Raw genomic sequence first — 25796 nt, 5'->3', positions numbered from 1 at the left:
CGGCACAAGCGATAGATTCTAGGCCGCCCGACCGCGCAGCCGCGGCCGCAGCACCGCCCACCGCCGGGACCGCACCGCGGCATGGAGCACGCCGGTACCGTAGGCCGCGTCCGCCACGAGTCGCAGGGCAAGGTGCCGAACGGGATCGAGGGCGGCACCGGCGTCGTGTGGTGGGTCATCATGGCTGAGGCGGTCCTGAACCCAGTGCCGGGCGGCCTGCGCGGTGTCCGGCACCGTGGGAGCCAGGGCCAGTACGACGACGGCGCGCGCCACCCGCCGCGGCCGACTCGCCGGCGCCGCGGAAACCGCGAGGGCCACCGCCCCGATCGGCCACCATTCGCGGCGCAGGGCGTTGCCGACGGCGGTGATCTCGGACCGCAATCCGAGCACAGCGACCTCGGCGCCGCCGGAGACGGGCAGACCCCGACGATGGAATCGGCGGACGCCGGCGCCGAGTTGGACTGCCACACCACCCGCGGCGACCGCCAGGCCCATCCCTCGCATCGCACCCCGGCCGCCGGCAGCCACCAGGCATCCCGCGAGCACCGCCAGACCGGGCCACCCCCAGGTGGCTGGGGCGAGGCGGCCGGGGTGCCGGTCCTCGAGCGGTACTGCGGAGGTTCCATAGGCCGCATGGCGCTTGGACCAGTCCCGCAGCCCAGGGCGGACCTCGTGATGAACCTCGGCGGACGGCACATACCGGACGGTGTGGCCGGCGGCGACGAGTCGCCAGATGAGGTCGACGTCCTCCCCCACCCTCAGTCCCGGCTCGAAGGGCGGGTCCGGCAGGGCCTCGCGGCGTACGAGCAGTGCGGCGGTGGGGACATAGCCGATCTGTCCACCGGGGGCGACGCGGCGCGCATGAGAGCCGAGGTCGAGTCCGCCGCGCCGGGACTCGAACCGTTCCAGGACGGTGCCCGCGCCGGCGCCGGTCACGGTGCCGCGGACGCGGGGAGCGACGACGGCCACCGCCGGCTCGTCGAAGTGAGGACGGAGGACGTCCAACCAGTCTTCGGTGGGCACCGTGTCCGCGTCCAGGAACGCGACGAAGTCGGCCGGTACTTTGGCTGCATCGCTCGACGCGGCCAGACCGGCATTGCGAGCGCCGCCGGGCCCGACGTTCTCGGGCAGGACCACCAGGCGCACGCCGTGGGCTGCACAGACCCGTGCGATCTCCCGGGCATCGTCGGCGCTCGAGGCATCGTCCACCACGGTCACCCGATGGCCGTCCAATGCCGGGAGCAGACGTGCCAGGGGCACGGCCGAACCGTGGACCGGTACGATCACGTCCACTTCGTCCGGACGGGGCCGGCGGGGCGGGTGGATGGGCAGGGCCAGACCGCGGTCCACGAGGAGTCCTGCCGTGGCACGTTCCACGTCGTTGACCGGCTCGACGGCCCCGGCGCCGCGGCGCAGTGCCCTCCTGGCGAAGGGCCGGGCCGGGGCCGAGAGGCGGGCCAGTCCCCACGGCGACCCGCCGAACACCAGTTCACCGCTTCGACGGGTGTAGGAGCCCTGCGTCCGAGCGATCCCCGTCACCGCCCCTCCCTGATCCGGGTCCCGGCCAGGTGCCCCAGCGCCATGGCCACCGCGGCCGTCCCTCCGGAGGGATGCGTGGGCAATGCGGAGAGGTCGGCCACGTGCAACCCGTCGATGCCACGCACGCGCAGGTGCTCATCCAGGACAGCGTCCGGTCCGCCGGCCGCGCAGGTCCCCACGGCGTGATAGATGCCGCCGCCGGAGGTGCGGACGAAGGCGGCGGCAGCCTCGTCGTCAGCGCCGGCGACGGTGGCTCCGGGAAGGAGCTCCTCGATGACCACTCCCGAGAGAGCCGGTGCGGCGAGCACTGCGCGGGCCGCCTTCAGGGCATCGGCAGCCGCGGCCCGGTCGCGGAGATCCTCGAGCAGGGGTGCACGGACATGCGGGCGCAGGCAGGGGTCGGTGCTCGCCGCGTGGACCGACCCGGTGGAGTACGGGCTGAGGGCATAGGCCTGGATCATCAGTCCGGCATGGTCCGCCGGTGCCAGGCCAGTGCCGTCCGTGGAGACGTCGGTGAGCAGCAGTTGCAGGTCCGGCCGGTTCCCACCGGTCGAGTCCACGGAGGCGGCGAGCGGGTAGGGGCCGGAGGCGAGGGACCCCGACCGGGTCACGAGGTATTGGGCGGCGGCGCCAAGCAGCCCTCGGGTGGTCCTGAGCCTGCCGTTGAGCCCCAGCCCGGGGCGGATCCGGGCTTTGACGGTGGCTCCTCGTTGTTCCTTGAGACCTTCACCGACCCGCGGCGCTGAGACGACGGGGTCGATGCCGAGGTGCCGCAACCGGTCCGGGTCTCCGATGCCCGAGCGCTCCAGGAGCGGCGGTGTCTCCAACGTCCCGGCGGTGAGCACCACTTGAAGCCGGGCGCTGTGACGAACGCGGCTGCCGTCGGCGAGGACAGAATCCACGCCGACCGCACGGTCACCGGCGACCAGCACCCGCACGGTCGTCTGTCCCGTGAGCACCCTCAGGTTCCCCGCACGGAGTCCGGGTCGCAGCAGCGTGGTTGCACTCCGCCGCATCCCGGCTCGGATGGTGGCCGGGGTCCGTCCTACCCGGGACCCGACGGCGGCGCGCACGTCCTGCACGAACGGCACCCGGATCTCCCCGAGGCCGGCGATCAGGGCGTGCAGGACCTCGGACGGAGGTTCAGACGAGGGTTCGGACGGCGGCACGGAGACGGGCAGGGCGGCTTCCAGGCTATCGAAGGCCCGTCCGAAGGCAGACCAGGACCAGTCCGGGCCGAGGTGATCCGCCAGGTCGTCATAGAGGTGGGATTCCCCGCGCAGGTACATGGTGCCGTTGATGAGCGTGGAGCCGCCGACACCACGGCCCCGCCGCCACAGGTCCACGGGGCCGGTTTCCCGTGCTGGGAGTGCCGGGTATTCGAGGCTGATCCGCGGATCGAACATGGTCCGCACAAAACCCTTCGGCACGGCCACCAGGGGGTTGCGATTCCACTGGCCGGCTTCCAGGACCAGGACCCGCCGGTCCGGATCCTCAGCGAGGGCGGCAGCAGCCGCGCATCCGGCCGCACCGGCACCGATCACGATGATGTCGGCGGTCAGGCCACGAACCGACTCTGGCGGGTCAGGGGATCCAGCGCGAGAGCCGACGGGACGTGGTGTCATAGTGCGTTCATCGTAGTCACGGTAGAGGCACAGTCGACTCGACGAGGCGGAGACTCACCTGGCCTTCACCATCAGGCGTCGGACGTCAGATCCATGTCGACGTCACCGATGGCGCGATTCCGGTGCTGCATGGTGTCGTACTTCAGTGCGCGGCACGTCCGTCAGAGGGCCGCTCGATCAGGGTGTCCATGGCGGTGGAGAACTCAAGGATGATCCGGGCACAGGCGATCCAGAGCACGGCTGGTATCCAGCCGAGCAGCAGGGCAAGGATCCCCAGCGTGATCCCCTGGCTGAAGCCGATGACCACCACGGCCACCCAGGTCACCACGATGCCCACCACCACCACGGCATAGACGCCGCGGGCCAGGCCCATCGACATCCGCTGGTCCCCGTTCAGTTCGAAGAGGGCCCGGAAGACGGACACCGGACCGTGCGGCTCCGGTGGAGAGTGGTCCGGGTGGCGATACGGGCTGAATTGGCTGGTGGGATCCTGCCGGCCGGCTGCCGGCCGCGAATCATGTGAGACAACCATGTCGGACCTCCTGCATCGGGCCGGGCGCACCACGGCGGATCAGGAAGATCACGTGCATCAGGTGCACCTCATATCCCCAGCCTAGGACCGCCGCTCAATGGTGTGAAGATGCCGTGGGCGCTCACGGAGCAGCACGAGATCCGGAAAACACGGCGCGGCCGATCGGCTCCGCCACCGCCGCGTTCTCGAGGTAGCCGATCACCGAATGCGGCTCGCCGCCGGCGCTGACCCGCAGGTCCCGGATCTGCCCCGTCACGGCCTGCTTCAGCCGAGGGGCAAGCGGGTTCAGGATCGCCACCACATCACGCACGTCGTAGCCGTTCACCCAGACCGACCGCCGGGCAGGGACCACCGCGGGCACCGGTGCGGCTTCCTCCCCCACACTCCCCGCGCCCCCGAGCAGGTGCCGCTGTACCACCGGCAGCCCGAGCGGACTGCCGGTGGTCGCCACCAGGGCGATCGGCAGTTCCAGTGCACCCCGGGTCAGAACGTCGTGGGCGACCACACTGCCTAGGCTGTGCCCGACCATCACCACGGTTTCACCCCTCGGAACATCCGCGAGCGCCCGTTCCACGGTCGTCAGCACGGTCTGACGCACCTCGGCGCAGCCCAGGTAGTAGGCCACGTCAGTGAAGTACTCTTCGATCGCCCCAGCAGAGACCCCTGCCCTTTCGGCCAGGAACTGCAGGGCCGCTCGCAGCCATGGAACCCTCAGCAGCTCGTCCAGTTCCCACCAAGGGCGTCCGACGCCGGCCGGTACCCCCTCGGTGGTCGGCTCACCGGCCGCCGGGTGCAGGGCCGTCGCCGTCGAGTACGGCGGCGCGGCCGCCGTGTCGAAGCGCAGATGCGTGGTGACGTCCTGGAGCAGGCCCGCCTTGACCTCGCAGACCTCCTGAACGTCGGCGGGTAGCGGTGGGCCGGAACTCCAGCGAGCGAGGTCCGGCCCCGGGCCGGTGCCCTCGCGTTCGGCGACCGCGTCACGGAAGGCATTGCCATAGAACGGAAACAGCACGGGGGCGGCAAGCGGAATCGGCGGCCGGCCGGCGTCGTGAAGTCCGGTGTTCAGGGCCCGCAACCACCGGCCGCGGATGGCGTCCGCATGCTCTGCGACCTGACCAGGCGGGATGCTCGGAGCGGTGTGCTGGCCGCGCCCATGGACGAGGAACAACGTGGTCATGGTCTGCCTCCTGGCCACAGACTAAACCTTGACGTTGCCTGAACGCGTCACATCTACTGGCCGGGTTCAACAGGCCGAGCCCATGGACGAGGACGTCCGGCCGGGCCCGGCCTCGACTGAGGAGGAGGGAATTTTCGATGGGACATCAGAAGAGACTGACCGCTGTCGGATGCGTGCTGGCCCTGGCCGGCACGGCACTGTTGGCCGGCCCGACGGCCGCCGCACCGGAGACGTCCGAGACATCGGCCACGGCCGATTCTCAGGCTTTGGAACGGTCGTTGACCGCGGCTCCATCCCAGGGACTGCAGACACCGTTCGAGGCCAGCAACGGGGCGAACTGGACCACGGTCGATGAGGCGCAGGCCTTCCTGGAGGATCTCGATGCGGGCAGCAAGCGCGTCGCCCTGCAGCAGGTGGGTGAGTCGGTGGAGGGCCGGCCCCTCAACCTCGTCACGATCGGATCCCCGGCACCGGAATCGCAGGAGGAGGTCGCCGACGGCTCCATGATCCTGTTCAACTGCTCGATCCACGGCGATGAGCCCTCCGGGCGGGAGGGGTGTCTGCAGCTGGCCCGGGACTTGAGCACCACCAAGGATCCGGCGTGGAAGCGCCTGCTGAACAAGACCACGGTGGGCTTCATCTTCACCAACCCGGACGGCTGGGAGGCCGACACTCGGGAGAATGCGGACGATGTGGACATCAACCGGGACTTCCTGGCCCTGGCCACCCCGGAGGCCCAGGCCCTGGCCACGGTCATGCGGGACTGGAATCCAGACGTGCTCAACGACCTCCACGAATACGGCCCCCGCGAGTTCTATGACACGCAGGCGTTGGTCCTGTGGCCCCGCAACCGGAACGTGGACTCCACCATCCATGATCTCTCCGAGCGGATGGTCAACGACTACACCGGGGCACAGATCGAAGCCAATGGCATGACCAGCGGGATCTACGGCCTGCTGGTCAAGGACGGTGAGCCGTTCCAGCAGGTGGCCGGTGACCACCAGGCGAGGATCCTGCGCAACTACACGGGCCTGAAGCACATCACCGGGCAGCTGACGGAAGCGGCGCAGGGACCGGTGACTCCCGAGGAGGAGAACGACCCGCTGTTGGCGAACCGCCGCGCCGTGGACGTGCAGTACTCGAGCGCGGTCGGCTCGCTGGCCATGATCTCGGAGAACCGGACCCGACTCGCCCGTCAGTCGGCCCAGGCCGCCGAACGGGCCACCCAGGCCGGTGCCGACCAGGCCGGCGTCGTCTACTTCAGCGGCCAGGACAACATGCTCCCGACCACCAGTGACGGCGCGGAGCCCCACCCCATGTGCGGATACCAACTGACCGAGGCGCAGCTGTCCGAGTTGGCGTCCACCCTGGAACTTCACGAGATCGCATGGGAGGAGAACGCCGAGGGCGCCGTCGTCACCATGGCACAGCCGGGCAAGACGCTGATCCCGCTGCTGCTCGATGAGCGCTCCGAGTACGGGTTGACGGAGGCAACCCCCCTGGACGACTGCTGAGGCGAGCCGGTCCGCCGACGGCGGTGCTGCCCGACGCCCACCCCCAACCCGGGTGGTCGGCGTCGGGCAGACTCACCCTTGCGGACTCTCACCGCCCTGCGTTGACCAGCCCTGACTCATAGGCGGCGACCACGATCTGCGTCCGGTCCCGCAGGCCGAGTTTGGCGAGGATGCGGGATACATGGGTCTTGATCGTCTGCTCCGAGAGGAACAGCTCACCGGCCAGCTCCGCATTGGACCGCCCGGTGGCCACGAGCCGCATGACCTCCAGCTCACGCTCGGTCAGCTCTCCCAGGATGGTCACGTCCAGTGGGCGCGCCACCGGCCGGCTGACGTAGTCCGCGATCAACTTCTGGGTGATCGACGGTGCCAGCAGGGCCTCCCCGGCCGCAACCACCCGCACGGCGTTCGCGAGGTCCTCAGCGGTGGCGTCCTTGAGGAGGAACCCGCTGGCGCCGGCCTGCAGTGCCGCGAAGACGTACTCGTCCGCGTCGAAGGTGGTCAGCATGATCACCCTCGGGTGGGTGTCCCCCGGCATCGCGAAGACCGCACGCGTGGCGTCAAGACCATTGACCACCGGCATCCGGATGTCCATCAGCACCACGTCCGGCCGGGACCGCTTGACCAGGTCCACAACCTCGACGCCATCCTGTGCGCTCCCGACGACGGCCATGTCCTCCTGGGCGTCCAGCAGGGCCCCAAAGCCCTGACGGACCATGGCCTGGTCATCCACGATGAGGATGCGGATCGGGTGTACGGCGGAGAATGGCTCCGCAGGTCTCTGACTTACCCGCCCAGCGTATCCGTCACCCCCTGGTAGTCCCCACGTTCACCCTGCCGGGTGATGACCGGGCCTGGCCGGGTCCGTAGCTTCCCCACCATGAACTCCACACCTTCCCTGTTGGCCCGCCTCGGCCGTGACTACGCCTTCGTCCTGCCCGGGTTCTTCATCTCCCTGTTCGCCTTCGCCCTGCTCGTTCCCCTGTTCGCGCTGGCACTCGGCACGGCTGTCATCTGGATCGGGATGTGGCTGCTGCCCCTCGCCCTGCTGGTGGCCACCGGATTCGCCGAGCTGTCCCGCCACCGCATGCGGTCCTGGGGCGGCCAGCTCGAGCAACCCCGGTACCGTCCCGGCGGCACCGGGGTGACCGGGCCCCTCCGCTACCTCGGGGACCCCAGGCGCTGGCTGGACCTGCTGTTCGAGACCCTCATCGCCTTCCCCGTACGCACCCTCACCTTCGTGGTCTCCGTGACCTGGACGGCGGGCGCGCTCGGGGGCATCACCTATGTCCTGTGGGGTCACTACCTTCCCCGCGGCGGGCAGGAGTATCCTCTGGCCGCACGCATGCTCGAAGCCCTCACCGGTGGAGCCATCCCGGATGCCGTGGCCACCAGCTACGCGGTCGCGTCCGTCTTCACCTTCCTGGTCGGCGTATTCTTCCTGCTCACCTTGCCCGCCGTGATGCGAGGGCTGGCTCTGCTGGACGCAGCCACCACGGCTGCCGCGCTGGGTGCCGGGCCGACGTCGGAGTACCCGCTGCCGGCTGCGGCCCGGGTAGCGTGAACAGTATGCGCGCCGCTGAGCCGTCCGTTCCCTCATCTCCCCTGTCGTCTCCCCCGTCTCCGACCCGGGCCAGCTTCTCACGCAGTGGGTGGGTCTGGTTGCTGACGTCCTGCGCGGCCGTGGTCCTGATCGCCACGGGCTGGCCGATTCTCGCTGCGGTCCACCATGTCCACGTTGCCATCGCCATGGTGCTGGCCATCGGCCAGGCGGCCGCTGTGCCCCTCGCCGTCCGGCGGCCGATCCTGGCCATCCTGCTGGGTACGGCCGCAGCCCTGGGCACGATGTCCGCTGTGGATCTGGGCTCCGCCCCGTGGCCCTGGCCCGTCACCACACTGATCGCCTACGTACTGCTCATTCTGGTGGTCTCGGTCCGCCATTCCTGGCGGCTCGGCGCTGCGGGTTGGCTCGCCGGTGCCGTGGTCGGGGGGCTCGGACTCGCGCTGATCCCGGACACCGAGCTTCCCCCCGGGATGGTGATATCCAACGTCACGACCGTGGCGTCACTGACTGGCGGCGCCCTCGCCGTCGGCAGCGGTGTTCGACTGCTCGTGAGCAGCCGTGGTCAGTTAGACCACGAACGCCAGCTCACCGCCGAGGAGGAGACCAAGCGCCGCGAGCTGCAGCAGCGCAACCGCATTGCCCAGGAGCTCCATGACGTGGTGGCCCACTCCATGTCCGTGATCTCCGTGCAGGCCACCACCGCCCCCTACCGGTTGCCCGGCATGGACGAGCCGACGCGGGGCGAGTTCGACTCGATCGCCGATTCCTCCCGCCGGGCGCTGACCGAGATGCGGGGGTTGCTCGCCATCCTGCGCGGAGACGATGCCGCCGACACCACACCCCAGCCGACCATCGCGGACATCCCCCAGTTGGTGGCCACCACGCGTTCCTCTGGGGCACGGGTGGAACTGGAGATCGATCCGGAGCTCCTCCCGTTGCCGCTGAGTGCGGCGACTGCGGCTTCCGGAAGCGGCGGCCCGGGGGTGGCGAGCGCGGCCGGCGACTGGTCCGCGGTCGTGCCCCCGGCCACGGGTCTGACCGCCTACCGTGTGGTGCAGGAAGCGGTCAGCAATGCCCTGCGGCACGCGCCTGGCGCCGCCATCCGTGTGCAGGTCTCGGTGGGAGACCAGATCGGGGTCCGCATCGCCAACGGACCGGCCGCCCGTCGCGGGTCCGTGGCGGCGCCGGGCGCCGGCCTCGGCCTGAAGGGCATCCGCGAGCGCGTGGGCGCACTGGGCGGCACGGTCAAGACCGGCCCGACGCCGGAGGGCGGCTTCACGGTGAAGGCCCGGCTGCCGCTGTAGCTGCCCTCACCGGAGCTAGCCACCGGGTGCAGGTTCTCCCTACAGTGGCCCCAGGAGAAGGAGGATCCATGAGCATTTCCAGAAAAACCGCCATGACCAGCGGATTCCTCGTTGCCGCAGTAGCCCTGACGGCGACGGGCTGCACGTCCTCGGCATACCCAGCCGACCCGAACGGCACCTTTGATGACGTCTCGGGTGGCACGCTCTCCGTAGGGGTGGTCCACCACCCCCCGTACGTGGATGCCACCGGTGCGGAGCCCAGCGGCAGCGAGGTGGAACTCATCCGCACCTTCGCCGAGGAGATCGACGCGGAGATCGAGTGGACCGCCTCCGGCGAGGAGGCCCTCATCACGGCCCTTGAGACCGGGGACGTGGACCTGATGGCCGGAGGACTGACGGACCAGTCCCCCTGGTCCTCCCAGGCGGGACTCACCCGCTCCTATGCCGAGGACACCGGGCCGGACGGCAAGACCGTCAAACTCGTCCTGGCCGTCCCGCTGGGTGAGAACCAGATGCTCGGCGAACTAGAGCGATTCCTCGACGAGCGTCACGCGGAGGTCGCTCCGTGAACCAGGCCGACCGCCGCTTCGGGCATACCGAGCTCTCCCCCGAACTCCAGAGGTCCCTGCGCCGGGCCATGCGGCTCCAGTGGGTCACCATCGGATACCTGGCCGTCACCGTCTCACTGATCGCCCTGGTCATGGGGAGCTCCCAAGCCATGAAGGCCGCGTGGATCGAGGACATGCTCGCCTTCGTCCCGCCCATCGCGTTCATCGTGGCCGTGACAGTCGTGAACACCCGGCCGACGCTCAAGCGCCCCTATGGCAACCACCGGGCCGTGGGCGTGGGCCATCTCGTGGCCGCGGTGGCATTGCTGGTGATGGGTTCGTACCTGGTCATCGATTCGGCCATGGGCCTCATCCAGGGCGAGCACCCGCCGATCGGCACGTTCCACCTCTTCGGCCAGACCGTGTGGCAGGGCTGGTTCATGATCGCCCTCATGCTGCTCGTCATCCCGGTCCCCGTGGTCCTCGGCCGCCTGAAGATGCAGGTGGCGACCGAACTGCACAACAAGGTCCTCTACGCGGATGCGGACATGCTCAAGGCCGACTGGCGGACCAGTCTGGGCACCGCCATCGGCGTGGCCGGTCTGGGGTTGGGGTGGTGGTGGTTTGACGCGGCTGCCGCCATCTTCATCGGGCTGAGCATCGTCAAAGACGGCATCTCGAACGTGGGCACCGCGATCACCGACCTGGCCGACTCCCGGGCCCGAACCATCACGGGCGATGATCCACACCCCTTGGTGGCGAAGGCGGAGGACTACGCCCGGTCGGTCGACTGGGTGCAGGATGCCGGAGCCCGTGTCCGGGATGAGGGGCACGTGTTCCACACGGAGATGTTTGTCGTCCCGCAGGAGGGCCAGGCACAGACCCCCGCACGCCTGCGCGAGCTGGCCGAGGGCATCGTCGATCTGGATTGGAAGCTGGAGGACGTGGTGGTCGCCCTCGTCGAGGAGCTGCCCGCTGAGGTCCACGGCGGTGTCGAGCAGGACAAGCAGTCCGAAGGCGGCCGCGCGGCCCGCTGAGCCTTCACGATCGGGGCCGTCGCCGGACCAGCAGGGGAAGGGCCCGGACCAGCACCACCATGACCACCAGTTCCACCAGGGTCTGGGTCACCACCACGAGGGGTGTGAGGTCGAAGGCGGCCGGCAGGGCGAGCACCAGCGGCAGGACCACCAGCGAGTTCCGGGTCACACCGCTGAACACCACCGCCGTGCGGTCCAGGGCGTCCAGTCTGGCCAGCCGGCCGGTGGCCAGGCCGATGACCACCATGACCCCCGCGAACGCCACGAATACGGGGACCACGGCGAGCAGGCCGCCCAGGTGCGCGCCGACGTCGTGGATGTGGGACGCGACCACCACGGCCAGGGTCGCCATCATCAGCGGGACCATGGCGGCGAGCGCCCCGGCACGCAGCCACCGGCCAGGACGCCAGCGGGCGGCGGCCGCCTGGGTGAGCCACGCGGCGGCCAGCGGCAGGGCGATGAGGAGGACGAAGGCCTCAATGAAGGGGCCGGCGTCGACCGCCTGGAGGAAACTATCCCCCACCATCAGCCGCAGGTAGACGGGCAGCAGTGCCATCTGGGCGAGCATGAGCAGCGGCGTGGTTGACAGCAGACGGTCCGCGGCACCACCGGCCAGGCGCGTGAAGACGATGACATAGTCCACGCACGGAGTCAGCAGCACGAACAGCACCCCTACCTCCAACGCCGGGGACGGTGCCACGAGGCGGGACAGTCCGAAGGCCACCAGCGGGACCACCGTGAAGTTCACCAGCAGGACGACCGCCAGGAACCGGCCGTCCCGGAAGGCTCCCGCCAGCCGCCGGAAAGGGACGGCGAGGAAGGTGGAGTAGAGCAGGAGAGCGAGCACCGGATTGACCGCGTGCCCTGCCGGTGTGGCCACGGCCGGGACCAGGAGCCCGACGCCGGCCCCGGCCAGCAGCGCGGCCACGTACAGCACCACCTGGTGCCGTTCCAACCACGAAACGGTGACCGCCACTCGACCCGCCGCCTGTTGCCACATGTCGTACAGCATCTCAGGCTCTGGCGGGAGAACCCGGCCGGAGACGATGACGGCTTGGGCCAGATGAACAGCAACATCACGGACGTCCGTTGTCAGTGGGAATGTCCGGTTGCCGCTGTTCACCTTCCCGCCCGCCCTCTCCCCGCTGGATCCCTCGGACTGAGTCGATGGCCACCCACGGGGGACCATTAGGCTGAGCACATGGACCCGTCCACCGCACCACCCCTCTCCCGCCCGTGAACCGGCTGTTCCGGTCCGTTCTGGGCCTGTTCGCCGCACCGCGACTCAACGTGCGGGAGGACTATGCGAAGGTCCGGCGTTTCCAGCAGCACGTCGCCGCGTTGTCGGGTCCGCGCTACCGGCCCGTGTACCGACAGACGGCGGCTGATGTGGGGACCCATCGTATCCCCGTGCGGGTCTTCCAGCCGAAGGAGAAGCGGCGCGATGAGGTCCTGCTCTTCTTCCACGGGGGCGGCTGGGTCACCGGTGACATCGAGAGCTACACCCCGGCCTGTGCCACGATGGCCGACCTCACCGGTTGTGTGGTGGCCTCCGTGGACTACCGGCTGGCCCCGGAACATCCCTTCCCGGCTGGCCTGGAGGACTGTTTCAACGTGGCACGGCTGGTGTTGGAGGATCCACAGCGGGCCGGCATCGCCTCGGCCGCCAACGTCGTCCTCGTGGGCGACTCCGCCGGCGGCAACCTGGCAGCCGCCGTCTCCCTGATGCTGCGGGAGCGCGGCCACCGCGGGGCGAGCCGGCAGGTCCTCCTCTACCCGGTGACCCACTGGGACCATGATCCGGCGACCTCGCCGTTCGCCTCGGTCCGCCATCACGGTGAGGACTACCGGCTCACCTCCATGGAGGTCCAGGACTACTTCGACCTGTATGTGCCCGACCACCAGCAGCGCCGCAACCATCTGGTCGCCCCCCTGATGGCCCCAGACCTGTCCGGGCAGCCGAAGACCCTGCTGATCACTGCCGAACTGGACCTGCTCTGTGACGAGGGAGAGGCCTACGGAGAGGCCCTGGCAGAAGCCGGCAGTGAGGTGCGGTTCCACCGGGTGGACGGGGCGCTGCACGGGTTCATCGCACTGCCGAGGTTCTCGCGGTCCCTGCGGGAGGCGTACGAGGTGGTCAACGCCTTCCTTGACGAGGACTCCGACGAGGACTCCACGGTCGCTGGGCGGCCCGGCGGTTCCAGTCGTCCCGGCCGTCAGGACGCACCATGACCGGGCAGACCTGGGCGCGGCTGGACAACGCCTCCAACATCTTCCTGGCGGCGCGGACCGATGCCGATCCCAAGGTGTTCCGCCTCAGCGCGGAAACGGACCACGAGGTGGATCCGCACCTGCTGCAAGAGGCACTGGACGCCACGTACGACCGGTATCCGCTGTACCGTGCGGTACTGCGGCGCGGCGTGTTCTGGTACTACCTGCAGGACAGCGACCTGCGTCCCATCGTCAGCTCGGAGGTACAGCACACCTGTGCCCCGATCTATCAGGCGGACCGGCGCACCCTTCTGTTCCGCGTGCTGCATCATCGTCGGCGCATCAACCTCGAGGTCTTCCACGCGCTCTCCGACGGCACCGGGGCGTTGTGGTTCCTCTCCGACCTGGTGACCGCCTACCTCGGGTTGCGCTACCCGGAGGCCGGCCGTGCGCTCGGGGCATCCCGCGAGACCGGCGCCGAGGCTGCGGCCATCGAACAGCCGAGTGCGGAGCCCAACGGCACGGCACCGGCCGGCCGACTCCACGAGCCTCCGGTCCACGAGCTGACCGCCGACAGCTTCGCGCACTATTTCCGCCGGCGTCGCCAGGGACGGGCTCCCGGCACCGGAACCGCCCGGCACCCGCGGAAGCGCGTGCACCGGGTCAGAGGCACCCGCACACCAGACCACCGCACCCGCGCCGTCGAACTCACCCTGCCTGCCCGGGACGTGCTCAGTTTGGCCCGGGCCGAGGGTGTCTCGCTCACCATGTACCTGACCGCCCTCTTCTTCGAGTCCGTCCGCCGGTCCTCGGGCGGGCTGGGCCGGAACCGCACCCTTGCCGTCTCGGTGCCGGTGAACCTCCGCCAGTTCTTCCCGTCGACGTCGGCACGGAACTTCTTCGCGGCCGTCCGGGTGGAGCACACCTACGGCGAGGGCGAGGACGACGTCGGCTCCGTCGCCCGCCAGCTGGAGGGCCAGTTCCGACCGAAAGCCACCCCGGAGGCCCTGGAGCGAAAACTGCGGCGCTTCATCCGCTTCGAGCGGACTCCCGTGTTGAGGGTGGTGCCACGGCCGCTCAAGGACCTGATCCTGGGACTGGTCAATCGGATCAACAACCGCAGCCTGACCGTCGCGATCTCGAACATGGGCCGCGTCAGCCTGCCTGACCCGGTCGACTCCCACGTGGGCCGCATGCTGCTCCACGTCTCGGCGGCCCGCCCCCAGTTCTGCGCCGTCTCCCACGCCGGCCTGCTCACGATCAGCTTTTCCTCACCGTTCACCGAGACGGGACACATCAGGGAATACGCCCGGCACCTCACCGACCGCGGGATCGCGGTATCCGTGTCCGCCGCCAGAGTCACCGAGGAGGAGCTCAGGTTGGTGGAGACCGGGGTAGAGACCGAGGTGGAGGCATGAGGCGCTGCCCGGAGTGCGCTGTGGACATCGAGGGCGCCTGGAACCACTGCCCCCTGTGCGCGGCCCCGACCTCAGGCGATGTCACCCCGAGTCCGTTCCCCGCGGTGCCCCTCCAGTTCTCCCGGCGTCGAGTCCTGAGGGCCCTCTTCCTGGCCTCGATCGCGGTCATCCTCGGGTCGTTCACGGCCCAACTGCTGTTCAGCCGGGACCTGGACGGCATTGGTGTGCTGCGCTCCGTGTGGCTGGGCGTCAGCGCCATGTGGCTGGTGGTGTTGATGGCTGTACGCAAGCGGCGCAATCTCGCCAAGAGCACCGTGTACCTCGTAGTGCTCGTGGGCCTGGTCTGCGTGTACTGGGACTACCTCACGGGGTGGCTCGGCTGGTCGCTGACCTACGCGGTGCCCATCGTCTGCGCCTCGTCGATCGTCGCCCTGCTGATCACGGTCCGGGTGATGCGCATCGAGGTCGGCGAGCACATCGTCTACAGCGGCCTGACGGTGCTCCTGGGCCTGGCACCGCTCGGGTTCCTCGTCTTCGGATGGGTGACGACCCCGCTGCCGTCCGCGATCTGCGGTGCTCTCAGCCTGCTCGCCCTGGGGCTGCTGCAGCTCGGACGGGGTCGGCAGGTCCGCCACGAGCTCGCCAAACGCCTGCACCTGTAGACCCCGCGCCACCGGTCCGCAGATGGTTTCGCTGCTCAGTGATGCGGCGGCCGCCACCCGGGATCGCGGCCGGACAAGCCCAGCACCCGATCCAGCTGGGGTGCCTCTGCCGGCACCGGGACCCGAGGGCCGAAGAGCCCCTCCCGTTCGCCCGGCTCCTCCGGGATCCCGGCGCAGAATTGCTCGACGGCGTCCAGCGCCTGCTGCTCCACCGCATAGTCCTGACCGGTGGCCACCGCCAGGTCCCAGCCGTGCAGCACGACCTCGTCGAGGGCGACCAGCACCGCCACGTCCGCGGGCATGGTCTGCGCCCCGGCCGTCGTCGTTCCGGTGCGTGCCCCCGTCTCGTTCCAGGCGGCGGCGAGGTTCTCCAACTCGGCCGGCAGGGTCTCCCGCCAGTCCTCCGGAAGTTCCAGCCGCGACGGGTCCGGGGCCGTGTGGGTGGTCAGTCCATCGATCTTGCGGGCGGCGTCACGGAAGGCGATGGCCAGGCCGTGCAGATGCGCCAGGAGCAGGTGGACGGGCATCTGGGGGCACGGCGTGGGGGCATAGTGATGCGCGTCCTCGATCCCGCGCACCACGGCCGCCACCCTCCGCGTGCTCTCGGTGAGGTCGATGCTGGTCATGATGGGTCCCTCTCTCGCTAGCGGGCCGGGGTGGTGGTGCCGAAGGTCTCGGGGTCCACCGGGCGGGCGTGCCGTGGCAGTTTCTCAACCACCAGGCGGTAGGAATCAAGCACGAGTTCCCCGACCAGTCCGCCGGTGATGGTGTCCCCACCGGTCACGGTGATCCAATGCCTCTTGTTCATGTGGTACCCGGGGGTGATCTCGGGATGAGCCAGGCGCAGGGCGCCGGAGTCTTCTGGCTCCACCTTGAGGTTGACGATCGGTTCGCCGCCCAGTTCGGCCAGGAACATGAACATCCGGCCCTTGACCTTGAACACGTCGTTATCCGGGCCGAAGGGCTGGTCCACGGTGACGGCAGGGAATTGGAGGGCCACGTCCCGGGCGATCCGGTGCAGTGTGGTTCCGTTCATGGTGTCCGATCCCCGGGAGGTCGAATGGGGTCGGATCCCCTCCGCCGTCTTCAGACTATGCCCGAGCGGGGGCCTTGCCGCAAGGCCCCCCGGCGCTGCCAGAATCGCCGGGTCGAATCAGATCGGAGCCGTCCCGTGACCACAGCCCACCAGCGCACCAGCACCTCAGCCTTCGCCCTCCCGGAGCACCTCGCCGCCAAGGCGGATCCGGACCTGGTGGCCGCCGACGACGCCCACTTCGCGGCCATCGCCGCCGCCCTCGGCCGCCGTCGTGCCGAGGATGGCAGCCGCCTCGACGCCCTGCGCCGGCAACCACGTGGCCGCGGGGAGTACGCTTTGACGCGGGATGCCGAGATCCGCCGGCTGTCCTCACGCCTACTCCTGTTCCAACGGTTCGGTCTGGACCTGGTGCTGGGCCGGATGGTCTCGTCCGACAGCAGCGGCACCACCGTCTACGTGGGCCGCGCCGGCCTGACCGACGCTGATGGCCACCGCCTGCTCATCGACTGGCGCGCCCCTGCGGCTGAGCCGTTCTTCGCCGCCACCCACGCCCATCCCCTCGGATTGGCCAGCCGCCGCCGCTACCGGTGGAGCCACGGGCGCATCACCGACTACTGGGACGAGGTCTTCACCACGGAGGGACTGTCGGGCGGGCTGCAGGCCCACGCCGCACTCGACGACCAGTCCGCCTTCATCGCCAGTCTCGGCGCCCACCGGACCGGGCGCATGCGGGACGTGCTCGGCACCATCCAGGCGGGCCAGGACGCGATCATCCGCGCCAGCTCGCGCGGGGCGCTCGTGGTCGACGGCGGCCCGGGCACCGGAAAGACCGTCGTCGCCCTGCACCGCACGGCACACCTGCTCTACGCCGATGAGCGGCTGCGCCGCCACCGTGGCGGCCTACTGGTCGTGGGCCCCCACGAGCGCCTATGTCGCGGACGTGCTGCCCTCACTCGGCGAGGACGGGGTGCTCACGACGACGGTGCGCGGCCTGCTCCCGGAGGGGGCGTCGGCTCCCGCCGAGGCGGATCCGCAGGTAGCCGATCTGAAGGCTCGCCGCGACCTGGTGGACGCCGTGGAGCCCGCGGTCCGGCTGTATGAGGAACCTCCGGCCGAGCCTCTGCTGGTGGAGACGCCTTGGGACGAGGTCTGGTTGTATCCCGAGGATTGGGCCGAGGCCTTCGACGCCCCCGACTCCGGCACCCCGCACAACGAGGCCCGGGAGGACGTCTGGACGGCTCTGCTCCACATCCTGGTGGAAACCCACAGCACCGCGATGGACCGGAACTCCGCCCAGGACGAGGAGAACGGGGGGCCGTCCACCCAGCTGCTGTACCGGTCCTTCGAGGGGAACCGTGACCTGCGGGCTACCTTCGACCGGGCCTGGCCTGTGCTGCGTCCCGAGGAGATCGTCGGAGACCTGCACACGGTGCCCGCCTACCTGTCCAGGTGCGCCCCGGCGCTGGAGCCGGCCGAGGTGCGCTCCCTGCACCGCGCGGATCCTCAAGCGTGGACACTGTCCGACCTGCCGATCCTTGACGCGGCCCGCCGCCGCATCGGCGATCCGGAGGCAGCCCGGAAGCGCCATGCACGCGACCGGGCGCGCGAGCGGAACCAGGCCGCCATGGATCGGGTGATCGACGAACTGGTGGCCGCCGACGACTCCGACCTGCAGGAGATGGCGTCCCTGAAGACCGAGGACATCCGGGACAGACTCGTCGTCGACGAGGACCTGCCGGCGGAAGCCCGTGACCTGCTGACGGGGCCTTTCGAGCACATCGTGGTGGACGAGGCGCAGGAACTCACCGACGCCGAGTGGCAGATGCTGCTGGACCGGTGTCCGTCCCGGAGCCTCACCATCGTCGGGGACCGCGCCCAGGCCCGGCGCGGGTTCACCGAGAGCTGGCGGCAACGGCTGGAGCGCGTCGGGGTCGGGACGGTGGAGATCGCCACGCTCACGATCAACTACCGCACACCCGAAGAGGTCATGGAGGAGGCGGCCCCCGTGATCCGGGCCGAGATTCCGGATGCCAACGTGCCGACCTCGGTCCGGGCCTCGGGAAACGCGGGGCGCCACGGCACGGTGGACGAGCTGGGCCAGGTGCTGGAGGCCTGGCTGGAACAACACGACCAAGGCGAGGGCACCGCCGTCGTGATCAGTGCGGACGGGGCCGCCGCGGCCGGCGCGGTTCAGGGCAGGACGCCGATGGCTCTGCGGGGCCGGGTGCGGTCCCTGACCCCCGCCCTGGCCAGGGGCCTCGAGTTCGACCTGGTGATCCTGGTCGACCCGCGGGACTTCGGTACCGGGACCGAGGGTGCGGTGGACCGGTACGTGGCCATGAGCAGGGCCACCCGGCAGCTGGTGATCCTGGAGGACTGAGGGGCGTCCTGGAAGACTAGGCTGGAAGCAGACGTACCGGTTTTCTCGATCAGGGGTGGATATCCATGTCAGGTGTAGTCGCAGCCCATGGTTCCTTCGATCCCCGCCGCGGCCAGCGGATGCTGGACCGGCTGGCCCACCGCGGCCCGGACGGGGCGGGCAGTCGGGAACTGGGCCGGTCCTGGCTCGGCAGCAGGTATCTGTCCATCGTCGACCCGGTCTCCGGTGACCAGCCGTTGTCCGGCGGACGGGACGGCGGGCTCTGGGTCGTCGGGGACGGCATGATCCACAATCACCGCCGGATCCGCGAGCGGCTGGGTGAAGGGCGTTTCCGGACCGACTCGGACCTGGAGACCGCGATCGTCCTCGTCGAGGAGTACGGAGACGAGGCCTTCGAACACCTGTGGGGACCCTTCGCCCTCGTGGTCGCCGGCGCGGACGGCCGCTTCGCCGCGGCCCGTGACATCCTCGGGCTGGCTCCGCTGTACTGGGTACACGAGGGCGAGACGGTGGTGTTCGCCTCGGAACTGAAGGCCTTCGACGAGGACCAGCGCCCCGCCGTGCGGCCCTTTCCGCCGGGACACTGCTGGACCCCGCAGGAGGGGCTCAAACCCATTCGGCGCTTCCCCGGCACCACGCCGGTGCTCCTGCAGAGCAGATCCGCGGACGACGAGCCGCCGGCCTGGGTGTTCGATGCCCTGCGCGAGACCCTGATCCGGGCCGTGGACCGCAGCCTGGCCAGCCGGCAGCGTCCCGGGGTGCTGTTGTCCGGTGGCGTGGACTCCAGCATCATCACCGCCATCGCCGCCCGACGCGGCGACTGGGCGTCAGCACCGCTGAAGACCTTTGCCGTCGGACTCGAGGGCAGCGGGGATCTCGCCGCCGCCCGGATCGTGGCCGAGCATTGCGGCACGGACCACCACGAGCTGGTCTACACCGCCCAGGACGCCGTCGAGGCGGTGCCCGAGGTCGTCGCCGGACTCGAGTCCTTCGATCCGAAACTCGTGCATTCAGCGGTGCCCAATTACTTCGTCTCCCGCCTCGCGTCCCTGCACGTCAAGATCGTCCTCGTGGGCGAGGGCGCCGACGAGCTCTTCGCTGGTTACACCCACTACGGGCACCACCGTGACGGATCCGAATTGCACGCGGAACTGCTGGAGACCCTGCAGGGCATGCATATCGGCGGTCTGCAACGGGTGGACCGCGTGGCAGGTGCGCTCGGGGTGGAGCCCCGCCTGCCGTTCCTGGACCTGGACATGGTGGAACTGGCGATGGCTCTCCCCCCGGAATGGAAGCTGGTGGGGCGGGACCGTCCGGCCAAGTGGCTGCTGCGCCAGGCCTTCGACGGCTGGCTGCCGGACGAGGTGCTCTGGCGCCGCAAGGAGCAGTTCGGTGAGGGCACCGGCATGAACGATGTCCTGGGCGAGCACTTCGGCCGCACCGTCAGCGACGACGAGCTGGCGGCCGAGGCGCACGCCCTCATCCCTCCGGTGCGCACCCGGGAGGAACTGGCCTACTACCGGATGTTCGACACGGTCCTGCACGGCGTCAACGCGCAGGAGACCGTCGGCCGGTTCCCAGAGGCCTGATCAGGTCTCCGGGAACCGGCCGACGATGGCGTGGGGCGATCTGGAAGGGAGCGGTCAGCCGCCGAGGAGTCCCTCGTCCTGGAGCCACTCCTCGGCGACATCCTGCGGGTCCTCACCGTCGGTGTCCACCTTGCCGTTGAGCTCCATCATCGTCTCGTTGGTGAGCTTCTCCGAGATCGGGGCCATGATCTCTGCGATCGCCGGGTACTCGTCCAGGGTCTCCTGGCGCAGGGTCATGGCGCCCTGGTACTCGACGAAGAACTGCTGGTCGTCCTCCAGGACCAGCATGTCGTTCGAGGCGACGCGGGCGTCCGTGGAGAAGACCTCGCCGAACTCGCAGGTGTCCCCGACCTGGGTGTAGATCAGGTTCAACTCCAGCTCGACCACCTCGGAGAACTCGAAACCGTACGTCTCCTCCAGGCCGGGCAGCCCGTCATCACGGTTGATGAACTCACTGGCCGCGCAGACGCGAGCCTGGTCCGGGTTGGCGTTGATGAACTCCGCGGCGTCGGACTGCGTGACCAGGGAGTTCTCGTCTGCGAAGTCCTGCTTGACCGCGATCCGGTAGGTGTTCTCGAAGGGTGCCGCGTCCAGCCAGGCGATGCCGTTCTCCGCATCCGCCTCCGAGACCGCCGCGAACAGATCTTCCGGGACCTCCTCGGTGGTATTGCCGAGGACGTTCACCCAGCCGGTGCCGGTGTAGTCCCAGTAGAAGTCGATCTGGTCCGTCTCCAGCGCCTCACGGACGGTAGCACTGCCCGAGATCCCGGTCTGGTCCTCGATACTGGCCCCCGCGTCCTCCAGGGCAAGCGCGGTGATCTGAGAGAGGATGACGGACTCGGTGAACTCCTTCGAGCCGGCGGTGAGCTCAGCCCCGTCCAGCTTGCCGGCGTTGGCGCTGTCAGCGGCGCCGTCGCCACCACCACAGCCGGTCAGCAGTAGCGCGGCCATGCCCGTCAGGCCAATGCCCAGCGTGGACCTGCGCCTCAGTGCGTTTCTCATGTATCTCCTCATTTCAGTGCGATCAGGGTCTGGTCAGTGCGATTCGGGTGCGGTCACGTGGAGGGGCCAGAAGTGGGCGGTGCCGCCGTTCAGGCCCGGCGTGACCGGAGACCCTTGGGCTGCAGGGTGTCCTCTGCCAGTCCGGCGAGGTAGTCGATGAGCAGGGCCAGCACGGACGTCAACACGGCCCCGACCACCTGGACCAGCACCCGGTTGGTGGACAGTCCGGCCATGATGATGTCACCCAGTCCACCGCCGTTGATGTAGGTCGCCAATGTTGCCGTGCCCACGTTGATCACCAGGGCGGTGCGGACACCGGCCAGGATCACGGGCACGGCCAGGGGAAGCTCCAGGCGGCGCAGGACCTGGAACCGGGACAGTCCCATGCCCTTCCCTGCCTCGAGCACGTTCTCGTCCACCTGTTCCAGCCCGACCATGGTGTTCAGCAGCACCGGGATGATCGCATAGAGCACCAGGCCGACGATCGCGGCCTGGAATCCGAGGAACAGGAACATCACGGCCAACAGCACCAGGACGGAGATCGTCGGCACCGCCTGGCCCAGGGTCAGGAGGGTGATGATGAACGGACGGACCCGGCGTGTGAAGGGCCTGGTCAGCACGATCCCCAGGGGGACCGCGATCACCAGCGTGATCACGGTGGACACCGCCGTCAGCGCCACGTGCTCTCCCACCGCCGTGGAGAGGGCATTGGCGTTCAGTGAGCGTGCCTCGATCGAGTCCAGCTCCTGACCGGTGACGTAGAGGTACAGCGAGACCAGCACGGCGGCCAGGATCAGGGGCATCGTCAGATATCCCACCCACCCGCGGCGGCCGGGGGCAGGCGGGGTCTGTGTCACGACGTCGGCGTCCCGTACCCGGGCGTGGGTGGCCGTACTCATGGGGTGGACCTCCCGTCCGCGAACTCGGTGCGCGCCTCGGCGACAGCGGAGTGACGCATGGACCGGATGGCCTCGTTGATCTGCTCGATGTCCACGACCCCCTGGTAGCGACCGTGCTGGTCTACCACAACGGTGACGGCGTAGCGGGCGGCGATGAGCTCGTTCAGGGCGTCACTCAGGGTGGCCCGCGACTCCACCACCGCCTGGGGCACCGTGCCGATCCGGTCCAGGGGCTGTCCCTGGATCCGGCGGAGATCGTCGGCGCCGACCCAGCGGGCCGGGCGTCCCTCCGGGTCCAGCACGAGGACGGCACTGTGGTCCGATTCGCGCAGCACCCGATGTGCCTGCTCCATGGAGTCCGCCGCGGACACCGTGGGCCAGGGAGCGAGCTCGATGTCCCGGACGCGGGAGAGGCTCAGCCGTTTCAGGGAGGCGCCCCCACCGATGAAGTCACGCACGAAGTCGTTGGCCGGTGCAGTGAGGATCTTCTCCGGGGTGTCGTACTGCGCGATCGAGGACCCCTCCTGCAGGATCGCGATCCGGTCCCCCATCTTGATGGCCTCATCGATGTCATGGGTGACGAACACGATCGTCTTGCGGACCTCCGACTGCAGACGGAGGAATTCGTTCTGGAGGCGTTCACGGGTGATGGGGTCGATCGCTCCGAAGGGCTCGTCCATCAGCATCACCTGAGGGTCGCCACCGAGCGCACGAGCGACCCCGATGCGTTGCTGCTGCCCGCCGGAGAGCTGTTTCGGGTAGCGGCCGCGGTACTCGTCCGGGTCCATGTTGACCATGCTCAACAGCTCGTCCACCCGTGACCGGGTGCGGGCGGCGTCCCACCCCAGCAGCTTCGGCACGGTGGCCACGTTCTCACCGATGGTGAGGTGCGGGAACAGGCCGGTCTGCTGGATGACGTAGCCGATCCTGCGCCGCAACTGGTCCGCGTTCGTGGTGGTGACATCCTCGCCGCCGAGGATGATCCGTCCGGAGGTCGGTTCGATGATCCGGTTGATCATCTTCATGGTGGTGGTCTTGCCGCAGCCCGAGGGGCCCACGAGGACCACGATCTCACCGGTGTGGATGTCCAGGGTGAGTCCGTCCACGGCATTGCGCTGCGTCCCGGCGAATCGCTTGGTCAGGTTCTCGAGGCGGATCATGACCTCGGGTTCCGGTGCGGCCTGTGGTGTCTGGGTCATCGGATACCTCGCGAAGTAGTGAGTCGCTGGACGGTGTAGAAGATGAGGTCGAACAGGACGGCCAGCACGATCACACCGAGAGTGCCGGCCAACACCATGTTCACGGCCACGGGTGTTCCCACCCGGGCCAGCCCGGTGAAGATCATCTCGCCGTAGCCAGGTCCGTTGACCACCGCGCCTATGGCAGCGATGCCCAGCAGCACGAGGGTGGTGACCCGGACACCGGTGATGACCACGGGCCAGGCCAGCGGCAATTCGATCCGCAGCAGGCGCTGCCGCCGGTTCAGTCCCATGCCCTGGGCCGATTCGATGACGGCCGGGTCCACTTCCCGCAACCCGGTGATCGTGTTGCGCACCACCGGCAGCAGTCCGTACAGCACCAAGGCGAACAGCACCGGCGGCCAGCCGAGGCCGAGCGGCCCCAGCAGCAGGATGAACAAGGCGAAGGACGGGATGGTCAGGAATGTCCCGGTGATCGCGAGCACGAACTCCCGCGGACGCTCCGTCCGATAGGTGGCGATGCCCAGGGCCACGCCGATGACGGTGGCGATGAGGACCGCCGCACCGACGATCGCGGCGTGTGCCAGACCCATCTCGACCAGGTCGTCTGCCCGGTTCCACAGGAACTCGAGGAATTCCACGGCTGCCCCCTTTCCACGAATAATGCCTGATGACGACTATAGTTCAGCGACTTTCCACGGTACGTCTCAGTACGTCAGGCGGACTGCGGCCTCACGCAGGTAGCGGTCCACGAGCGTGTAGGCGTCCCGCGTCAGGGCTCGCCACAGTTGCAGCGCCAGCGCCGGATCGTCCTGTTCCAGCACCTCGATCGCCTCCGGGGTGAGGACCATGAGCTCGACCTCGCCGACGGCCTTCTCGGTGGTCTCCTGCCGGTCCGCGGTTCCGAGGGCCAGCTCACCAAACGTCATCCCGGACCCCAGCGTGTTCAACCGCACCCGCTCACCCAGGGGGTTGGTGGCGATGGTGTTGATCTGTCCGGAGACGATGAAATGCACGCCGCCGAAGCGCTGCCCGACCCGGCGGATGACGTCGCCGTCCTCGTGGAACCGGTGTTCCATCAGTGCGGCCAGCCGTTCACGGTCGGCCGCTTCCAGGAGGTCCAGGGCAGGTGATTCGGTCACCGGGACCCGTTCCGTGGCCGAGATCGGCGCGCCGTAGCGTTCCAGCAGGGCGTCCTCGCAGTGTTCGACCGCCTCACCGAGGCCCTCGAAGACCGGCACCGGGACGGCGTGTCCCTCGGGGCCGGCGTCGGGATGGAAGATCAGGGCGGGGGCCGCCTCACCGGTGACGAGGACCAGTTCACGTCCCGCCGCGGCCAGCTGCCGTTGGAGCCCGGTGATCATCTGGCGGGCGAGCCGGCCGGCGTCGTACACCTGCCGCAGGTCCAAGACCACGAAGACGACGCCGTCCTCCAGTTCACTGACCGCGCGGACCAGCGATTCAGTGCCGGCGAAGAAGAGGTCGCCGCTCACCTCGATGATGCGGGCCCGGTCCCCGTAGCGCTCCAGCACCGCGGCCTCCTCCTCGGTGCGCCGCACGCGAGAGGGGAACCGGGAGATCTCCATGGTGTCCTTGACCGCGGACCGCCCGCTGCGGGCGGCGCGCACGAAGTGCATCTCCATGTCCTTCGACACCCGCCGGCAGGTCTCCAGCCCCCGGACGCTGTTGCCGTGCCCGTCCAGCGGAGGCGAGAAGACAGCCAGGCCGGCCTGTCCTGGCAGTACGGCCAGCGTTCCGCCGCCCACCCCGGACTTCGCGGGCATGCCGACGCTGCTGACCCATGCGCCGGCGTCGTCATACATGCCCGAGGTCATCATGACGGACAGGACCCGTTCCACCACGTCGATCTCGAAGACCTGCTCCCCAGTGACCGGTTGCGTGCCACCATTGGCCAGGGTGGCCGCCATCATGGCCAGGTCACGGCAGGTCACCTGGACGGAGCACTGGCGCAGGTAGTTCTCCAGGGCGCGGCTGGGATCGTTCTCGATGACCTCGACGGAGCTGAGCAGGTAGGCCAGGGCATGGTTGCGGTCACTGTGTCGGATCTCCACATCGAAGACCGCACGGCTGCTGGACAGGTCCCGCCCGGCGAACCTCGAGTAGGTGTCCACAATCCGGCGCACGGCGGACTTGCCGCCACCGCCACGGATCATCGAGGCCACCGCCAGAGCCCCGGCGTTCACCATGGCGTTCGGCGGCCGGCCCGTCACCGGGGCCAGGGAGATCTGGTTGAACGGGTCCCCGGAAGGTTCCACGTCCACCTTCTCGTCCACGGCTTCGAAGCCAAAGTCCGCCAGGGCGAGCCCGTAGCTGAACGGCTTGGAGATCGACTGGATCGAGAACTCCTGGTCGGCGATCCCGACCGAGTAGACCCGGCCGTCCACGGTGGCCAGGCAGATGCCGAAGTCCTCAGGGTTAGGCTCACGCCCCGTGGGGTGCACCCGGTAGGGCTCTCCCCCGCGCAGGCGCTGGACGTCAGCGAGCAGAGACTCGAGGTACTCCTGGATGGGCGATTCCATGCCCCAACCGTAATAGCCCG

General features: G+C 69.2%; 23 protein-coding genes. 10 read left to right on the top strand and 13 right to left on the bottom strand.

Annotated features, from left to right (window positions below):
• Positions 1 to 18 precede the first annotated feature (18 nt).
• The 4 genes from mftF to ABD134_RS03610 form a co-directional block, all read right to left on the bottom strand.
• Entirely contained in the window at positions 19 to 1539 is a 1521-nt protein-coding gene (gene mftF, locus ABD134_RS03625) for a mycofactocin biosynthesis glycosyltransferase MftF (RefSeq protein WP_344226779.1), read from the bottom strand.
• A complete protein-coding gene (locus ABD134_RS03620; RefSeq protein WP_344226778.1) occupies positions 1536 to 3164 on the bottom strand; it encodes a GMC family oxidoreductase in 1629 nt (542 codons plus the stop codon). Before ABD134_RS03620 ends, mftF begins: the two co-directional genes overlap by 4 nt.
• 142 nt (positions 3165 to 3306) lie before the next feature.
• Positions 3307 to 3696 carry a DUF4282 domain-containing protein gene (locus ABD134_RS03615; protein WP_344226777.1) on the bottom strand — a complete coding sequence of 130 codons (390 nt, stop codon included), beginning with the start codon at positions 3694 to 3696 and terminating at the stop codon, positions 3307 to 3309.
• A gap of 121 nt (positions 3697 to 3817) precedes the next feature.
• Positions 3818 to 4873: a hypothetical protein gene (locus ABD134_RS03610; RefSeq protein ID WP_344226775.1), complete on the bottom strand. Its 1056-nt coding sequence runs from the start codon at positions 4871 to 4873 to the stop codon at positions 3818 to 3820.
• Positions 4874 to 5010: 137 nt separating this feature from the next.
• Between ABD134_RS03610 and ABD134_RS03605 the strand changes: the two genes are divergently transcribed.
• On the top strand, positions 5011 to 6387 hold the full coding sequence (locus ABD134_RS03605; RefSeq protein ID WP_344226773.1) for a M14 family zinc carboxypeptidase: 1377 nt from the start codon (positions 5011 to 5013) through the stop codon (positions 6385 to 6387).
• 88 nt (positions 6388 to 6475) lie between these two features.
• Here the strand turns inward: ABD134_RS03605 and ABD134_RS03600 are convergent, their stop codons facing one another.
• Positions 6476 to 7129, bottom strand: coding sequence for a response regulator (locus tag ABD134_RS03600; protein ID WP_344227657.1), 654 nt, complete (start codon positions 7127 to 7129; stop codon positions 6476 to 6478).
• A gap of 138 nt (positions 7130 to 7267) precedes the next feature.
• Here ABD134_RS03600 and ABD134_RS03595 point away from each other — a divergent pair, with 138 nt between their 5' ends.
• From ABD134_RS03595 to ABD134_RS03580, 4 genes are all read left to right on the top strand, one after another.
• Positions 7268 to 7951: a sensor domain-containing protein gene (locus ABD134_RS03595; protein WP_344226771.1), complete on the top strand. Its 684-nt coding sequence runs from the start codon at positions 7268 to 7270 to the stop codon at positions 7949 to 7951.
• Positions 7952 to 8049: 98 nt separating this feature from the next.
• Positions 8050 to 9255: a sensor histidine kinase gene (locus ABD134_RS03590; protein WP_344226769.1), complete on the top strand. Its 1206-nt coding sequence runs from the start codon at positions 8050 to 8052 to the stop codon at positions 9253 to 9255.
• A gap of 68 nt (positions 9256 to 9323) precedes the next feature.
• The gene (locus ABD134_RS03585) at positions 9324 to 9824 is read left to right on the top strand and encodes a transporter substrate-binding domain-containing protein (RefSeq protein WP_344226767.1); all 501 of its coding nucleotides are present in this window, start codon (positions 9324 to 9326) and stop codon (positions 9822 to 9824) included.
• Entirely contained in the window at positions 9821 to 10840 is a 1020-nt protein-coding gene (locus ABD134_RS03580; RefSeq protein WP_344226765.1) for a cation efflux transmembrane domain-containing protein, read from the top strand. Before ABD134_RS03585 ends, ABD134_RS03580 begins: the two co-directional genes overlap by 4 nt.
• Positions 10841 to 10844: 4 nt before the next feature.
• Here the strand turns inward: ABD134_RS03580 and ABD134_RS03575 are convergent, their stop codons facing one another.
• Complete coding sequence (locus ABD134_RS03575) at positions 10845 to 11852, bottom strand: arsenic resistance protein (protein ID WP_344226763.1); 1008 nt, start codon at positions 11850 to 11852, stop codon at positions 10845 to 10847.
• Positions 11853 to 12076: 224 nt separating this feature from the next.
• Here ABD134_RS03575 and ABD134_RS03570 point away from each other — a divergent pair, with 224 nt between their 5' ends.
• The 3 genes from ABD134_RS03570 to ABD134_RS03560 are packed head-to-tail and all read left to right on the top strand — an operon-like array spanning position 12077 to position 15131.
• Complete coding sequence (locus ABD134_RS03570; RefSeq protein ID WP_344226761.1) at positions 12077 to 13072, top strand: alpha/beta hydrolase; 996 nt, start codon at positions 12077 to 12079, stop codon at positions 13070 to 13072.
• On the top strand, positions 13069 to 14469 hold the full coding sequence (locus ABD134_RS03565) for an alcohol acetyltransferase (RefSeq protein ID WP_344226759.1): 1401 nt from the start codon (positions 13069 to 13071) through the stop codon (positions 14467 to 14469). The genes ABD134_RS03570 and ABD134_RS03565 overlap by 4 nt, the downstream gene beginning before the upstream one ends.
• Complete coding sequence (locus ABD134_RS03560) at positions 14466 to 15131, top strand: DUF6320 domain-containing protein (protein ID WP_344226757.1); 666 nt, start codon at positions 14466 to 14468, stop codon at positions 15129 to 15131. Before ABD134_RS03565 ends, ABD134_RS03560 begins: the two co-directional genes overlap by 4 nt.
• A gap of 35 nt (positions 15132 to 15166) precedes the next feature.
• Here ABD134_RS03560 and ABD134_RS03555 read toward each other — a convergent pair whose 3' ends face one another.
• Together ABD134_RS03555 and ABD134_RS03550 are read right to left on the bottom strand one after the other, a co-directional pair.
• A complete protein-coding gene (locus ABD134_RS03555; RefSeq protein ID WP_344226755.1) occupies positions 15167 to 15757 on the bottom strand; it encodes a TIGR03086 family metal-binding protein in 591 nt (196 codons plus the stop codon).
• A 17-nt stretch (positions 15758 to 15774) separates the two neighbouring features.
• The gene (locus tag ABD134_RS03550; protein ID WP_344226753.1) at positions 15775 to 16167 is read right to left on the bottom strand and encodes an MmcQ/YjbR family DNA-binding protein; all 393 of its coding nucleotides are present in this window, start codon (positions 16165 to 16167) and stop codon (positions 15775 to 15777) included.
• Positions 16168 to 17038: 871 nt separating this feature from the next.
• On the opposite strand from ABD134_RS03550, the gene ABD134_RS03545 reads away from it, so the two are divergent.
• Positions 17039 to 18547 carry a helicase domain-containing protein gene (locus tag ABD134_RS03545; RefSeq protein ID WP_344226751.1) on the top strand — a complete coding sequence of 503 codons (1509 nt, stop codon included), beginning with the start codon at positions 17039 to 17041 and terminating at the stop codon, positions 18545 to 18547.
• A 65-nt stretch (positions 18548 to 18612) separates the two neighbouring features.
• Positions 18613 to 20136: an asparagine synthase-related protein gene (locus tag ABD134_RS03540; RefSeq protein ID WP_344226749.1), complete on the top strand. Its 1524-nt coding sequence runs from the start codon at positions 18613 to 18615 to the stop codon at positions 20134 to 20136.
• Between the two features lie 54 nt (positions 20137 to 20190).
• Here the strand turns inward: ABD134_RS03540 and ABD134_RS03535 are convergent, their stop codons facing one another.
• The 5 genes from ABD134_RS03535 to glsA form a co-directional block, all read right to left on the bottom strand.
• The gene (locus ABD134_RS03535; protein ID WP_344226747.1) at positions 20191 to 21138 is read right to left on the bottom strand and encodes a glycine betaine ABC transporter substrate-binding protein; all 948 of its coding nucleotides are present in this window, start codon (positions 21136 to 21138) and stop codon (positions 20191 to 20193) included.
• Between the two features lie 89 nt (positions 21139 to 21227).
• A complete protein-coding gene (locus ABD134_RS03530) occupies positions 21228 to 22037 on the bottom strand; it encodes an ABC transporter permease (protein WP_344226745.1) in 810 nt (269 codons plus the stop codon).
• Positions 22034 to 23236, bottom strand: a complete 1203-nt coding sequence (locus ABD134_RS03525; RefSeq protein ID WP_344226743.1) for a betaine/proline/choline family ABC transporter ATP-binding protein — start codon at positions 23234 to 23236, stop codon at positions 22034 to 22036. The genes ABD134_RS03530 and ABD134_RS03525 overlap by 4 nt, the downstream gene beginning before the upstream one ends.
• A complete protein-coding gene (locus ABD134_RS03520) occupies positions 23233 to 23877 on the bottom strand; it encodes an ABC transporter permease (RefSeq protein ID WP_344226741.1) in 645 nt (214 codons plus the stop codon). Before ABD134_RS03520 ends, ABD134_RS03525 begins: the two co-directional genes overlap by 4 nt.
• Positions 23878 to 23943: 66 nt before the next feature.
• Positions 23944 to 25776, bottom strand: coding sequence for a glutaminase A (gene glsA / locus ABD134_RS03515; RefSeq protein ID WP_344226739.1), 1833 nt, complete (start codon positions 25774 to 25776; stop codon positions 23944 to 23946).
• Positions 25777 to 25796 lie beyond the last annotated feature (20 nt).

The organism is Citricoccus alkalitolerans, from assembly GCF_039528175.1.
In the GTDB taxonomy this organism is placed as follows: domain Bacteria; phylum Actinomycetota; class Actinomycetes; order Actinomycetales; family Micrococcaceae; genus Citricoccus; species Citricoccus alkalitolerans.
The sequence above is the reverse complement of the archived record's forward strand: the minus strand, read 5'-3'. Positions and strand labels throughout refer to the sequence as shown.

Coding starts and splice junctions, on each gene's coding strand:
- ABD134_RS03620 (WP_344226778.1), bottom strand. CDS start 3,164: ATGACACCACGTCCCGTCGGCTCTCGCGCTGGATCCCCTGACCCGCCA.
- ABD134_RS03615 (WP_344226777.1), bottom strand. CDS start 3,696: ATGGTTGTCTCACATGATTCGCGGCCGGCAGCCGGCCGGCAGGATCCC.
- ABD134_RS03610 (WP_344226775.1), bottom strand. CDS start 4,873: ATGACCACGTTGTTCCTCGTCCATGGGCGCGGCCAGCACACCGCTCCG.
- ABD134_RS03605 (WP_344226773.1), top strand. CDS start 5,011: ATGGGACATCAGAAGAGACTGACCGCTGTCGGATGCGTGCTGGCCCTG.
- ABD134_RS03595 (WP_344226771.1), top strand. CDS start 7,268: ATGAACTCCACACCTTCCCTGTTGGCCCGCCTCGGCCGTGACTACGCC.
- ABD134_RS03585 (WP_344226767.1), top strand. CDS start 9,324: ATGAGCATTTCCAGAAAAACCGCCATGACCAGCGGATTCCTCGTTGCC.
- ABD134_RS03575 (WP_344226763.1), bottom strand. CDS start 11,852: ATGCTGTACGACATGTGGCAACAGGCGGCGGGTCGAGTGGCGGTCACC.
- ABD134_RS03565 (WP_344226759.1), top strand. CDS start 13,069: ATGACCGGGCAGACCTGGGCGCGGCTGGACAACGCCTCCAACATCTTC.
- ABD134_RS03560 (WP_344226757.1), top strand. CDS start 14,466: ATGAGGCGCTGCCCGGAGTGCGCTGTGGACATCGAGGGCGCCTGGAAC.
- ABD134_RS03555 (WP_344226755.1), bottom strand. CDS start 15,757: ATGACCAGCATCGACCTCACCGAGAGCACGCGGAGGGTGGCGGCCGTG.
- ABD134_RS03550 (WP_344226753.1), bottom strand. CDS start 16,167: ATGAACGGAACCACACTGCACCGGATCGCCCGGGACGTGGCCCTCCAA.
- ABD134_RS03545 (WP_344226751.1), top strand. CDS start 17,039: ATGAGCGGCTGCGCCGCCACCGTGGCGGCCTACTGGTCGTGGGCCCCC.
- ABD134_RS03540 (WP_344226749.1), top strand. CDS start 18,613: ATGTCAGGTGTAGTCGCAGCCCATGGTTCCTTCGATCCCCGCCGCGGC.
- ABD134_RS03535 (WP_344226747.1), bottom strand. CDS start 21,138: ATGAGAAACGCACTGAGGCGCAGGTCCACGCTGGGCATTGGCCTGACG.
- ABD134_RS03530 (WP_344226745.1), bottom strand. CDS start 22,037: ATGAGTACGGCCACCCACGCCCGGGTACGGGACGCCGACGTCGTGACA.
- ABD134_RS03525 (WP_344226743.1), bottom strand. CDS start 23,236: ATGACCCAGACACCACAGGCCGCACCGGAACCCGAGGTCATGATCCGC.
- glsA (WP_344226739.1), bottom strand. CDS start 25,776: ATGGAATCGCCCATCCAGGAGTACCTCGAGTCTCTGCTCGCTGACGTC.